12 protein-coding genes are annotated in these 12,714 nt (G+C 45.9%); 1 reads left to right on the top strand and 11 read right to left on the bottom strand.

Features of this window, described 5'->3' with window-relative positions; all coding sequences use genetic code 11:
* Positions 1 to 64: 64 nt before the first annotated feature.
* The 9 genes from kdnB to KO537_RS01000 form a co-directional block, all read right to left on the bottom strand.
* Positions 65 to 1,135, bottom strand: a complete 1,071-nt coding sequence (kdnB, locus tag KO537_RS01040) for a 3-deoxy-alpha-D-manno-octulosonate 8-oxidase KdnB (protein WP_113939602.1) — start codon at positions 1,133 to 1,135, stop codon at positions 65 to 67.
* A 20-nt stretch (positions 1,136 to 1,155) separates the two neighbouring features.
* Positions 1,156 to 2,343, bottom strand: a complete 1,188-nt coding sequence (kdnA, locus tag KO537_RS01035) for an 8-amino-3,8-dideoxy-alpha-D-manno-octulosonate transaminase KdnA (RefSeq protein ID WP_028760065.1) — start codon at positions 2,341 to 2,343, stop codon at positions 1,156 to 1,158.
* Positions 2,344 to 2,536: 193 nt separating this feature from the next.
* Entirely contained in the window at positions 2,537 to 3,154 is a 618-nt protein-coding gene (can, locus tag KO537_RS01030; RefSeq protein ID WP_028760064.1) for a carbonate dehydratase, read from the bottom strand.
* Between the two features lie 304 nt (positions 3,155 to 3,458).
* Complete coding sequence (locus KO537_RS01025) at positions 3,459 to 3,896, bottom strand: phosphate ABC transporter substrate-binding protein (protein ID WP_028760063.1); 438 nt, start codon at positions 3,894 to 3,896, stop codon at positions 3,459 to 3,461.
* Positions 3,897 to 3,906: 10 nt separating this feature from the next.
* Entirely contained in the window at positions 3,907 to 5,085 is a 1,179-nt protein-coding gene (locus KO537_RS01020; RefSeq protein WP_105252605.1) for a porin, read from the bottom strand.
* A gap of 325 nt (positions 5,086 to 5,410) precedes the next feature.
* Positions 5,411 to 6,241 (bottom strand): alpha/beta hydrolase, encoded by an 831-nt coding sequence (locus tag KO537_RS01015; RefSeq protein WP_219233651.1) that lies wholly within the window; start codon positions 6,239 to 6,241, stop codon positions 5,411 to 5,413.
* A gap of 112 nt (positions 6,242 to 6,353) precedes the next feature.
* Positions 6,354 to 7,067 carry a M15 family metallopeptidase gene (locus KO537_RS01010; protein ID WP_219233650.1) on the bottom strand — a complete coding sequence of 238 codons (714 nt, stop codon included), beginning with the start codon at positions 7,065 to 7,067 and terminating at the stop codon, positions 6,354 to 6,356.
* The gene (gene dapE / locus KO537_RS01005; protein WP_173497894.1) at positions 7,061 to 8,200 is read right to left on the bottom strand and encodes a succinyl-diaminopimelate desuccinylase; all 1,140 of its coding nucleotides are present in this window, start codon (positions 8,198 to 8,200) and stop codon (positions 7,061 to 7,063) included. The genes KO537_RS01010 and dapE overlap by 7 nt, the downstream gene beginning before the upstream one ends.
* Entirely contained in the window at positions 8,200 to 8,544 is a 345-nt protein-coding gene (locus tag KO537_RS01000) for an ArsC family reductase (protein ID WP_173496660.1), read from the bottom strand. The genes dapE and KO537_RS01000 overlap by 1 nt, the downstream gene beginning before the upstream one ends.
* A 269-nt stretch (positions 8,545 to 8,813) precedes the next feature.
* On the opposite strand from KO537_RS01000, the gene KO537_RS00995 reads away from it, so the two are divergent.
* Positions 8,814 to 10,184, top strand: coding sequence for an MFS transporter (locus tag KO537_RS00995; protein WP_173496661.1), 1,371 nt, complete (start codon positions 8,814 to 8,816; stop codon positions 10,182 to 10,184).
* A gap of 221 nt (positions 10,185 to 10,405) precedes the next feature.
* Here the strand turns inward: KO537_RS00995 and crr are convergent, their stop codons facing one another.
* Complete coding sequence (gene crr / locus KO537_RS00990; protein WP_006081821.1) at positions 10,406 to 10,915, bottom strand: PTS glucose transporter subunit IIA; 510 nt, start codon at positions 10,913 to 10,915, stop codon at positions 10,406 to 10,408.
* Positions 10,916 to 10,986: 71 nt separating this feature from the next.
* Positions 10,987 to 12,690: a phosphoenolpyruvate--protein phosphotransferase gene (gene ptsP / locus KO537_RS00985; protein WP_219233649.1), complete on the bottom strand. Its 1,704-nt coding sequence runs from the start codon at positions 12,688 to 12,690 to the stop codon at positions 10,987 to 10,989.
* Positions 12,691 to 12,714: the final 24 nt, after the last annotated feature.

The following is a 12,714-nucleotide window of genomic DNA, read 5'->3' as shown; positions in this document are numbered from 1 at the left end:
GTAGATATACAATGCATATAGACAAAAGGGCTCACAATTGAGCCCTTTTAACATGTGTTAGAGCTTAGATACGACGGAACAGGGCAGTCAACATTTCATCTGTGACTTTCTCTTCCCAACCCGCGCCGTAAACGTTAGCCCATAGTGGACCCATGCTCTTAGTCACGGCAACCATTTTCGCTATGGTTTCGTCTGGCAGATCTTTACAGATGTTCTTCGGTAGCGTGATGTTATGTTTCTTCATCATCAGACGGAACTCTTCAACGCCTTCTGGATAGAATTCTTCTAACACATCAAAGGCGATACAGTTGCCGATACCGTGGTGGTAACCCAGGATGTAAGACAGACCGTAAGATACCGCATGACAGGCACCCACTTGGCTATACGCTATGCTCATTCCGCCCATGAAAGACGCCATCATTAGCTTGTCGTCTTTTTCTACATGGTCGTCTAAGTACACTTGGCGACATAAATCCATCGCTTTTTCAGCGTAGGATTTAGAGAACTCGTTTAAGAAGGTACCTTGTAAAGATTCAACACAGTGGATATAGCAATCCATACCTGTGTAGAACCATTGGTCCGTTTCCACGCCTTCGATTAACTCAGAATCCATGATGATTTGATCGAATACTGTGTAATCTGAGTTCAGGCCTAGCTTACGTACTGGACCACATAATACTGCGGTGCGTGACGCTTCTGCACCAGTACCAGAAATCGTTGGGATACCAATGTGGTGTACCGCTGGGTTCTTGATTAAGTCCCAACCTTGGTACATGGCAGAGCCACCTGGGTTTGTCAGCATCAGCGATACCGCTTTAGCCACGTCCATGGTTGAACCGCCACCTAAACCGACGACGCTCACTGGCAGTTTGCTATTGAAAGCTTGAACTTGTTCAGTCAGGGCATCGATTTGAATTGTGCTTGGCTCTTCATCAACGTTAACCCAAATTACCATGTCTTGTGCTTTAGCTGGAATGCGGCCCTCAAGGGCTTTGCCTTGATGCACGTCATCGACTAAAAACACCACGAAGTCGTCGGCGGTTTTACGTTCAGCAGCTAACACTTCATCCAATTGGACGAATGAGCCACGGCCGAAGATCATTTTTTCAACTACTTTAAAATTCTTAAAACTCATTGCAACAAACTCCCGTAGAATTATTGGGCAAATGCTTTCTTGATGTTTTCGATACGCTCGGCGATCTGAGCATCGGTCCAAGACAACTTGATGAGCATAGAAATCGTGCGGCTCATAATGGCATCGGATTTAGGCACAGAAACTTGAGTATAGTCAGGTCTGTCGGCGATTAATGTGATTGGCAACGCAGCAGATGCCTTAAGCTCCTGAATGTGTTTCCAGTTTTTCAAATAATGCCAGTTGTTTACATACCAGTAGAAGCAGCCATCAACGCCGTTTTCAGCCAGTTTTTTGCTGATTTCTTGCGTGCGCGCTTCGGTTGGCAACATAAAGGTTAAGAAGCCAGCCGAGTCGCCTTCTGGATCTGGGATCTGGCGGAAGGTGACTTCTGGGATAGCGGCCATTGCATCTTTAATGGTCTTTTTGTTTTTACGTTGAATATCGATAATGGTATCGAGTTTACGTAACTGCGCTAATCCTAAGGCGGCATTCATTTCCGAAATACGGAAGTTCAAGCCAATGATAGGGTGTGACTCTGCACCGCGGTCTTTACCAATATGGTCATGGCCGTGATCTGAGAACATGTGCGCATTGTTGTAGATTTCTGTGTTGTTAGTGATCACAGCGCCACCTTCACCACAGGTGATGGTTTTGACAGAATCGAATGAGTAACAACCTACATCCCCGATAGTACCTAGGGCTTGGCCCTTGTAGCTACCACCGATGGCTTGGCAAGCATCTTCTAAAATCAGTAAGTTATGTTTTTTACAGACGGCTTTGATCTCGTCCATCTTCGCCATAGAACCGCACATGTGCACTAAGTTGATGGCTTTAGTGCGTGGGGTAATCGCGGCTTCGATTCCTTCTGGAGATAAACACAATGTCTCATCGATTTCGGCAAAAATCGGAATAGCGCCTGCCATAAAAATCGCTTCAACTGAGGCTACAAAGGTAAAAGGTGGCACGATAACTTCATCGCCAGCACCAATGCCTGCAGCCATCATGGCCGTTTGCAGCGCAGCAGTACCGCTTGATAAAAGGTGAGCATGCTTCACGTTCATCTTCTCGCACAGTAGTTGCTCCATATCGCGCGTCTTCCAGCGATCATTACGCATATGGTCGAAGTTGTAACGGAAGGTAAAACCGTTTTCCATAACGTCAGCGACTTCCTGCTTCTCTTCAGGACCAAATAATTCAAAACCGGGCATGGAAGGTATCTCCTTAGAATTTGTGGCGCATAGGTCGCCTGCAATTAACTGGCGGATTATAACTGGCGTAATAGACCCTTGCGATGTTTTATTGCTGAAAATTGTCATGGAAAAAGAAAAACCTGCACAGGGGCAGGTTTTATCTGAGTATAGATGACACTCAGCTAAGGGTTAAAAGCCTATATTCAGGCTGTTAGCGTGGATTGGCTAAACCATGTTCACGGTCAACCGTGACATCTAAATCTGTCAGTAAACCGTTATCAATGCCGTAAATCCAGCCGTGTACCGCCACTTCTTGGCCGCGATCCCAGGCTTCTTGCACTATGGTTGAACTGGTCACATTAGCAACTTGCTCAATCACGTTTAGCTCGCACAGACGATCAAAACGTTTGGCTTCGTCCATCTGTTGTAATTCTTCCTGATAAATACGATAGATATCACGTAAATGCCCGAGCCAGTTATCGATGAGTCCTAAGCGTTGCTGACCCATGGCCGCGCGCACACCACCGCAGCCGTAGTGACCCACCACCATAATATGCTTCACCTTGAGCACATCGACGGCGTATTGCAGTACAGATAAGCAGTTAAGATCGGTATGGATCACCATGTTGGCGATATTACGGTGAACAAAGACTTCACCGGGCATAAGATCAATGATTTGGTTTGAGGGAACGCGACTATCTGAGCAGCCAATCCACAGGTATTCAGGATGTTGCTGTTTCGCTAATTGTTCAAAAAAATCAGGATTTTCTTGGCGTATACGTCCGGCCCAGCGGCGGTTATTGTCGAATAAAGGTTTGAGTAGTTTCATTTTAACCTATTGTTTTATTGACATATAAAATGTCTTCTCATGCTCTAATTCATGCAAGCAGCACATTTTGAGCAAGAGTATACCAGCAAATTTGGCTCTGCTGGTCTATCCAATTAAGGTTTGAATCAGGATATTGAAAAATCGAGATTATTTTTTCTTAATAGTACTGCAAATGGATAAGCCCTCTCTGAGGGTTCAAGCACCATTTGATTTTGATAGTGTGTTTGTTGTTTATATCGCACAAATGCTGAGTGGAAACCTTGTCCGCCACAGATTAAGGCGGACAAGGATGATGCAGTATGGGTTAGAACTTACTGATCACTTTCACGCTATCGTTGACTTCGCTGACGTCAACAAATCCGATCATATTGGGATTGGCGGCAATCAATGCGAGCATTTCAGCGCTGGAGTCGACGACTTTGGGCGGTTGACCTTGGCCTGAAAAGACCAGTTTTGACCAATAGGCTTTTAACTGACTCTCGGTTTTATTAAGGATCTGTTTAACAAATGCATCACGTGCGGGCGTGCCTTCAGGTTGATCGAGTGCGACGACAGTGCCACCACTGGGGAAAGACTTGAGTTTGCCTAAATAGATCCGTGAAATATCCGCAGCGCTAATTTCTGACGTATTAGAAGGGTGCACCACGACGGCAATTTCGGCTTGAACACAGGCACTGCCAAGTAGAAGCGCACTGGCGACTAAGGTTTTTATCATCAACCGAGAACTTATTAATAGTTTCATGCTTAACTCCTTAAAAAACTAAGTCTATTGCCATACTCAGCAACTGTTCATCGGAGGACGGTTTGTCGTTACTGTAGTTGGTGTACTCTAGTTTCAGTGCGGCAGAAGGATGGAAATCCCAGCGGGTGCCTATGATGTAGTAGGCGCTGTCTTCCTGCTGTGCTTCAAGCGCCGCTTGTGTTCCAAAAACAAGCGGTGCGAGTGCAGCTTGGTTTGCCGGTGGCAGACCATTGTAAACAGGTAACATAGCGTCATAGGCATCGTATTGGGGCTCACCTTTATCAATACCGTAGGTTAAGTGGAAGGTGAAATCGTGATAGCGGATCCCGCCGGAAACAAAGGCTGAATCTTGAATATTAAAGCTACTGGGATCGACATCAATTCGTGTGTATTCGGCCAAAATAAACCATTTTTCAGCATCATATTTAACATTCGCGCCAATGAGTAACGCGCTGTCATTAATCGGTAAAAGATCATCAACCACTTGCTGAGTAAAGAGTCCGGTTTGAGAAATTGCATTGCCTAAGCCAAGCAGTGCGGGTAATTCGTAGGAGAAATCGGTAACTATGCCAATATTTAAACCGTACTCAAACCCTGAGGTTACAAAGTTAAAGTTCATTATGTGGCCCTCGGCGGAGAAGGGCGCAGGAGGCGTTGATGAACCAGTAGGCGAGTAGTCAGAAACTGAAGTGGTAATGTATTTATAGGTCAAACCTACTTCGGTATCGCCCCATAAATCGGCATAAACTAAGCCTACACCTTCACCTGAATTAAATGGCAGTGAATAAACTCCGCGGGGCGGAGTGATCCAATGATAGGCATAGCCTACATCAATATAATCGGAGTATTTATAGAGATTAAAACGTTGGCGACCTGCCATAAGCATAAGTTTGTCGCTGATGTCATAGGAGATATAAGCCCATTCGAATTCAGCGCTATAATCGTTACTGCCTCTGGATAGCACTTGTGCAGTAGCTCTTAAGCCACTACCAAGATCGGCGGTAAATTGTAAGGCAACTTTGGAATCATTATTAAAATCGAGTTCTTTATCGTAACCATAATAGCTTTTATCGTCACTTAGACTCGAGCCCGCGACAATAGAGGCAAATCCATTTATTTGAACATCGGCATAAAGAGACGGCATATAAAGTGTGCTGAATACGCAGAGGGCAACTGTACTTTTTCTCATGGCAGAATACCTTGTTGAGGGAATACAGTATAAAGGTAGTTGATAATTAGTAGATTTCACCTTTGTGCAACATTTTTTAAGCCGCTTGGAACAAAAACAAGGTCTTTACTTGTTAATAGAGGTTTCACAGGTGAGTTTAATGAAATGAGGCGTGCTCAATAACAGACTTTAATAAAGTAAAGCCTAATGTATTTATCCATAAAATAGGAATTAAGTATGGGTGAGCAATATTGATATAAGCACATTTTGGTAACATGTGCTAAGTAGAAATACTCATCTTCAAGATGCGAGTTTTCGCACCTTGAAGCGTAGATTTAGCGATTAATTAATAATGTTTAGCCAGAAAATCGGCTAAATGTTGGTTAATAAATTCCGCTTGTTCGAGAGTTGATATGTGTCCTGCCGCAGGAATATGCACAAGTTGGCTGCCGTCAATGGCATCACTCATCAGGTAACTTTCCAATACGCTGCGGGCCTTATCTTCCACGCCAGCCATGATGAGGCAGGGTAGCGTCAATTGCTCGGCGTATTCCATGGTATCGCGACGACCAAAAATCATTCGTCCAAGTTTAACTATCGTGAGGATTTGCTCCGCTGTGATACTGGCAAGTGACTGTTCAAAGTCCGTAACCAGTTCGGGAGTGCTATTCGCGGCATCATTGGCGAAGAATAAAGGTGAAATTGCACTGATCAGCGGCGCAGGGATCGCCTTAGCGGCGGTAATCATATCCAGCATGCCATCATATTTCGCACGGGTGACTTCGGGTTCGAAGCCGATAAAACTGTTGAGCATAACGAGGGTTTTAACTCTTGTTGGTGCTTTCAGTACCAATTCTGCGCCCCACATAGCACCGACAGATTGTCCGACAACACTAAAGTGAGTTATCTCAAGAGCATCCATTAGCTCAAGCATTTGATCGGCAATATCGAGTAGCGTTTTGCAGTTATTGGGCAGTAAATCTGACTGACCATGGCCCCAAAGTTCAGGCACTATGCAGCGATACTGGGCGCTTAAGGCGGCAATTTGAGGCGCCCACATAGCGCTATCCCATAAATAACTGTGCCCAAACAACAATACAGGGCCTGAGCCGACATCAAGGTAACTTAATTTTCGATCGGCAATAACAAGCTGCTGGCGGTGTGAAGAAAAATCCATAAAACCTACTTTATCAAATATATCATTGTGTTAAACCGCATTTTGGCGCCAATTTTGACGATATAGCGCTATGCTTAACCTGTGTTGACTGATCTTGGCGAGTATTTCGTGATTAGGGCTGAGCGATACGCAGCACGTATTCATCTATTAGATTGTCTAATCGGGCGAGTACTGCATCTTTTAGCAACATATCACTGTTTTCTAACAGGATTGCCAGTTCGGCACGATCGAATTGTGGCAACAATAACTGTGCTACAGGGAAATAGCTGATGTGCCAAGGCTCAGGACTTACCGCACTTTGTCCCTGCTGAAACGGGAAGTAAAAGCCAAAATCATGGGCATTTTCTACCAGCCAAGCATGCAATTTAGCGCAGGGACCACCCTGAACATATTCAGCTTCAACAAGGCGCAGGGCTTTAACATCAATTTGAGCCGCATCGAACACATCGAGATCGGTACCCCAATGGTGGCGTGAAGCGCCAGGCAACGCCGACCAGAGCAAAATCAAGTCAACTATGGCATCGTCACTTAAGCCCTGAATATTGACCGGTAACTCATTGGCATCCAATACCGCGCGTTTACCGCTAGCCTTGGCATTCCAAATTGCCAGTTGCCGTTCAAAGGGACGATGTGCCGAGCAAATCGCGAGTTTTATGCCCGCATCTTCAGCTTTTGCCGCCATAGACTTAAAGGCGATAGCTGTGTTCTCCTCTAACCCAAAGCTATGATAACCAAGGTGATACGGGCTTAAATAATCCACTAATTCAGGGGAGCTTAAGCCGTAAAGTTTTGCGGTTTCGGGACGGATCTTCAGATGTGCTAACACAGTAATTGTTCCAAAATGACTTCATAACACAGGGCTAACTGCTCAAGGTCGTCCACTTTAACGCATTCATTCACTTTATGAATGGTGGCGTTGACAGGGCCAAGCTCTAACACTTTGGCGCCCGTTGGTGCGATAAAGCGACCGTCTGATGTGCCGCCCGTGGTTTGCGGATCGGTTTCATAACCTGTGACTTGGCGGATCGCGATACGGGTTGCATCTAATAACGGGCCATCACCGGTTAAAAATGGTAGTCCATTGAAAATCCAGCTGATATCGTAGTCTAGCTCATAGGCTTTCAATAGAGTTTCAACTCGCTCAATCAAGATTTCGGCGGTCACTTCGGTGGAGTAACGGAAGTTAAACATCACTTCCAGTGCACCAGGGATCACATTTGATGCACCTGTGCCGCCATTAATATTGGCGATTTGGAAGCTGGTGGGCGGAAAGAACTCATTGCCATTATCCCAGTGCATTTGACTTAGCTCGGCTAAGAAAGGCGCGGCTTTGTGGATTGGATTATCGGCAAGGTGTGGATAGGCCACGTGGCCTTGAATGCCTTTCACGGTTAAGTTGCCGGTTAAACTGCCGCGGCGACCATTTTTGACCACATCGCCCAGCTTTAGGGTTGATGAGGGTTCGCCGACTAATGCCCAAGTGATCTTCTCGTTGCGCGCTTCTAAGGTATCAATGACTCGCGTCGTGCCGTTGATGAATGGACCTTCTTCATCGCTGGTGATCAAAAAGGCGATAGAGCCATTGTGATTTGGGTGTTTCGCTATGAAGCGTTCGGTGGCAATCACCATAGCCGCGAGTGAGCCTTTCATGTCCGCTGCGCCGCGGCCATACAAGTAGCCATCGATAATGGTGGGCACAAAAGGCGGCGTGTGCCAGCGGCTCACATCGCCTGTTGGCACAACGTCTGTGTGACCCGCAAAACAAAAAACGGGGCCTTCATTACCACGGCGAGCCCACATATTGGTGGTGTCTTCAAATACCATAGGTTCGATATTAAAACCGATGGCGCTGAGTCTTTCAGCCATTAAGGTTTGGCAGCCTTCATCAAGCGGTGTCACCGAAGGGCGGGCGATCAGCGCTTTTGTCAGTTCTGTAACGGGATAATTGTCGGCTGGCATCATACTGAGAATACTCTTTTATAGGCGGCTTCATCAAAGCCAATCAGCACTTGTTCACCGACGACTAAGACGGGGCGTTTGATCAGTGTCGGTTGCGCCAGCATAAGTTGAATGGCTTTGGCTTGATCGATATCGGTTTTATCTGCGTCACTGAGCGCACGAAAGCTCGTGCTGCGCTTATTGAATACGGTTTCCCAGCCTGAGGTTTTACACCATAATTCGAGGTCTTCTTGACGTAGGCCGTCATCTCTAAAATCATGGAAATGAACTGGAAGTTGATGATTTTCAATCCATTTACGTGCTTTACGCACTGTATCGCAATTCTTAATACCGTAGAGGGTCAAAATGATGCTCCAGTGTGGATGGACGCTTGGCTTGCAAGCATTGATTTTACTGGCATTGTGGCATTGTGCGTCGCATGTCACAAGTGGGATGTGTTGCCGATATCTGGTGATTAATAAAACGTTAATTTTCTAGAGATAATAATCGCTGGTGACTTGCTTTGGTTTAACTTTTTAACACTTGTCTAACTTAAGTGCCTTGTATATATTGTTTTTTCATTAAAATCAGTTTGATTTAAGCATTGAAGTCAATGCGCTTTTAAAGGATTAAGATGCACAGCGATGTTTCATTGCAGCGATTTAAGCAATTTCCGCGCTTGATGTGGATATTTTTGTTTGGGTCTTTTATCACCCGTGGCAGTTATTACATGGTGTGGCCATTCTTAGCCGTTATTTTATATGAGAAATTTGCGCTAAGTGCCACTGAGGTCGGCATGGTCTTGTCCAGCGCCGCGATTATTTCGGTATTTACGAGCTTTGTTGGTAGCTCATTGTCCGACAGAATCGGTCGTCATAAGCTGATGTACCTGACGGGCATTCTCTATATCATCTCGTTTTCGTTATTGGCTGAAGCCAATTCTGTCGAGGGGTATGTGGTCGTGATGCCCCTGTGCTCTATGGCCACTTCACTGTGGCGACCGCTGACATCCGCCGCTATTGGCGACATTATTGCCGATCCTAAGACACGCGAATTGGCGATGCAGTCGCTGTATTTTATCGTCAACGTTGGCTGCGCCGTTGGCCCTATGCTGGGGGTATGGCTTGGTCTTACGGGCAAGCAATCCAGTTTCTACCTTACTGCAGTGGCCTTTGCCGTGTTGTTGGCCTTGTTATATTGGGGATTTAACCATCAAACCCGTCAGGAACTTGCTATGGCGGCTGGCGCCTCATCGAGTGACAATTTAAGTGGCGATACGAGTAGCAGTGAAAGTGACTTTGTAAATGACATGACAAGTGATGGTGTTAATCGTGGTGTGAATGGCTTATCGACTGATGCAGAGGCGAGCACGAAAAAAGCGGCAGTCGTGAGCCGTAAGCAAATTATCGCCATTCTATTGCAAGATAAACTGCTGCAATGTTTAATTTTTGCCAATATTTTGTGTATGTTCATTTATGCCCAAATGGACAGTTCGTTGATCCAATATCTTACTCGCGCAGGTGCGCCTGATTTGCTGACGTTAATTTCTGGCATGATTTTCACCAATGCTATGGTGATTATCTCCACCCAATTTTTGCTATTGAAACTCATGGCCCGTTTTCCGCTCGTCAAACGGATTCAAATCGGATTGCTATTACTGATCGGCTCACAAATCTGGCTGGCATTTAATCCGCTGGATCTATTTTGGGGCTGGATTGGTGCGATTGTGGTGATGAGCGTCGCCGAGACTATTTTGTTCCCCACTATGAATGTGCATATCGACCGCTTAGCCCCTGATCATCTTCGCGGCGCCTACTTTGGGGCTGCTTCATTCTATGACTTAGGATTTGCGCTCGCGCCCCTTGGAGGTGGCATCATATTGGATCATTTTGGCGGTCAGTGGCTGTTTTTGACAGGCGCTTTACTCTCGGTATTGGTGATTTATCTGTACAGTATTTTAGATAAATTGCCGCGCCCCGATTTTGCCATGTTCAAAGTAGATTAGTTTACTAGAGTCATGTAGCCGTTATTCGCAGGGAACGTGATGCTTAGCGTGAGAATGGTCGAAATAGATTCTCTCAAGCCTGTGTATCGGTGCAGCTTGGCGAATTCAAATACTGTGTATAGGCTTGGTTTTTAAAAATTTAAAAGGCTGGCTCATGATGGTGAGTCAGCCTTTTATTATTCAGAAAACAGCCGATAAACGATTTATTCGAAATGGTTAAATTAGAGCTGTACCGTAAAGATCACGTCTTTGCCCGCGGTGACACTGCCTTGGGCTTTGTCGAGGTATTTGACATCTTCCATGTTCGCCAGCACGACAGGAGTGAGTAGGCTGTCGACTTGATCTTTTAGATAATCAATATCGAATGACAGAATCGGATCGCCAACTTTCACTTCTTGACCTTCCTGGGCCAAACGTTTAAACCCTTTGCCTCTCAGCTCGACTGTACCTACACCAAAGTGAACAAATAGCTCTAAACCTTGGGGAGACTCAATGCTGAACGCATGATTTGTCTCAAAAATTTTACCTATGGTGCCGTCGATAGGCGCCAGAATTAATTCGCCTTTGGGGGCGATAGCGATGCCATCACCGACAATCTTTTCAGCAAAAACCACGTCGGGGACTTTTTCAATGGCGACGATATCGCCGGAAACGGGGGCATATACCATGATACCGCCAGCTAATTGAGTCTGGCCCGATACCAAGCGCCTTATTCGGCTTAAAAATCCCATAATCTAGAGCCTCTTTTGCTTGTTTTTGTCATTGTTTTTGTTCTGTAATGCAGCATAACGAATAAATGTCTCTATTTATAGCTTGTTATACACTGCTGTAAGCTTGCAATTCTATCTTGTTGTAATGCCGTGTGAGCTAATGCCGAAAATTGTGTGATGCTGCCTTGGCAAATGGCCGCTTTCACTTCTAAGAGTGAGCTTAAGTTAACACTGAGTTCGTCCAAGCCCATGCCGATTAACAGCGGCGCAATTTGCGGTGAACTGGCGAGTTCACCGCACAGAGAAACTTTAACATTAGCGGCCTTAGCTTGGGTTATTGTCATGTTAATTAAGGCTAAAATGGCAGGCGAAAGGGACGGATAGTCACGGGTAAGCTGCGGGTTTGTCCTATCGGCTGCCATTGCATATTGGGTTAAATCGTTGGTGCCAATGCTGACAAAATCAAGTCTTGGCAGCATAGCGTTGAGGTTGAATACCGCAGCAGGGGTTTCGACAACGATACCGTAGCTAAGTTCGCCATAGCCTTTCTCTTCTTCTTCCAAGGCATCTTGGCACTGGGCAATAAGTTCAAACACTTCGTCCAATTCTTCGACTTGATTGACCATAGGGAACATCAAACGGATCGGGCCATGGTTAGCGGCACGCAAAATTGCCCTCAATTGGGTTTTAAATAATTCTGGGTGCGCCAAGGTGTAGCGAATGCCGCGAAGACCTAAGGCAGGATTATCTTCAATTTCTTGGCATAAACAGGGGAGTTCTTTGTCTGCACCGATATCTAAGGTGCGGATGGTAAAGGTTTTACCGCCTAGGGCGTGCAATGCATCGCAATATAAGCTGTATTGGGCTTTTTCATCGGGCAGGGTGGCGACGTTCATCAACATAAATTCGGTGCGAAACAAGCCTATTCCATCGGCGCCGACATCGCTGACATGGGTGATGTCGTTGAGATTACCCACGTTTGCCATGAGTCCCACAGTATGACCGTCTTGGGTTTGCGCTGGGACATCCTTGTAAGTTTGAAGTGCTGCGCGCCTTGCTTGTTCATGGTGAAAGGTAACTGTGAGTCTTGCCTGTTGGTCTGGATTGGGATTGACACAAAGTTCACCCGCGAGTGCATCGAGCACTAAGGGCGTACCGTTGGGAATAGAGTCTGCGTCGAACTGACAACTTAAGATGGCAGGAATGCTGGCTGCTCTGGCTAAAATGGCCGTATGGCTCGTTAAACCGCCCGTTTTCAGTACAATACCGCAGAGGTTTTCCCGTGGTAGTAAGGCAAATTCGGCGGGTGTCAAATCCTGCGCTAATAAGATAGTGGGTCTATCGAGTTTTTCGAGCCCTTGAGCTAAATGGCCGTTTATCGCCGCGACGACTCTTTGGCCCAAACAGCGTACATCTTGGGCTCTATTGGCTAAATAGGGATCATCTAAGGATTGTAACTCATTGGCCTGATGGGCAAAAATACGTTCAACCGCCACACTTGCCGACAATTGTAAGGTGCGAATGGCATCGTTCACTTGCTCGATTAATTCATCGTCTTCTAATAACAACAAATCGGCTTCGATTAACTGATAATTTTCGGAGTCGCTGTCGAGTGCAGCTTGGCTGTGGGTCAGTTGTGCCTGTAGTTCTTGCAAGGCTTTGGCAAATTTACCCTGTTGTTGAGGGATTTTAGACAGGGGAATAGGGCGATAATCGAGGTGGTGTTCGGTGTGGAGTAGGTGAAGTGCCTGTCCAAAGGCAATTCCCGATGACACTATAATCCCCGTTATTGACATATCCCTTCCTAAATTAACCACTGA

This window comes from Shewanella sp. NKUCC01_JLK (assembly GCF_019345615.1).
Taxonomy (GTDB): Bacteria; Pseudomonadota; Gammaproteobacteria; order Enterobacterales; family Shewanellaceae; genus Shewanella; species Shewanella oncorhynchi.
Note: the sequence above shows the minus strand (reverse complement) of the source record. Positions and strands in the feature narration are given on the sequence as shown.

Coding starts and splice junctions, on each gene's coding strand:
- kdnB (WP_113939602.1), bottom strand. CDS start 1,135: ATGAGTTTTAAGAATTTTAAAGTAGTTGAAAAAATGATCTTCGGCCGT.
- kdnA (WP_028760065.1), bottom strand. CDS start 2,343: ATGCCCGGTTTTGAATTATTTGGTCCTGAAGAGAAGCAGGAAGTCGCT.
- can (WP_028760064.1), bottom strand. CDS start 3,154: ATGAAACTACTCAAACCTTTATTCGACAATAACCGCCGCTGGGCCGGA.
- KO537_RS01025 (WP_028760063.1), bottom strand. CDS start 3,896: ATGAAACTATTAATAAGTTCTCGGTTGATGATAAAAACCTTAGTCGCC.
- KO537_RS01020 (WP_105252605.1), bottom strand. CDS start 5,085: ATGAGAAAAAGTACAGTTGCCCTCTGCGTATTCAGCACACTTTATATG.
- KO537_RS01015 (WP_219233651.1), bottom strand. CDS start 6,241: ATGGATTTTTCTTCACACCGCCAGCAGCTTGTTATTGCCGATCGAAAA.
- dapE (WP_173497894.1), bottom strand. CDS start 8,200: ATGCCAGCCGACAATTATCCCGTTACAGAACTGACAAAAGCGCTGATC.
- KO537_RS00995 (WP_173496661.1), top strand. CDS start 8,814: ATGCACAGCGATGTTTCATTGCAGCGATTTAAGCAATTTCCGCGCTTG.
- crr (WP_006081821.1), bottom strand. CDS start 10,915: ATGGGATTTTTAAGCCGAATAAGGCGCTTGGTATCGGGCCAGACTCAA.
- ptsP (WP_219233649.1), bottom strand. CDS start 12,690: ATGTCAATAACGGGGATTATAGTGTCATCGGGAATTGCCTTTGGACAG.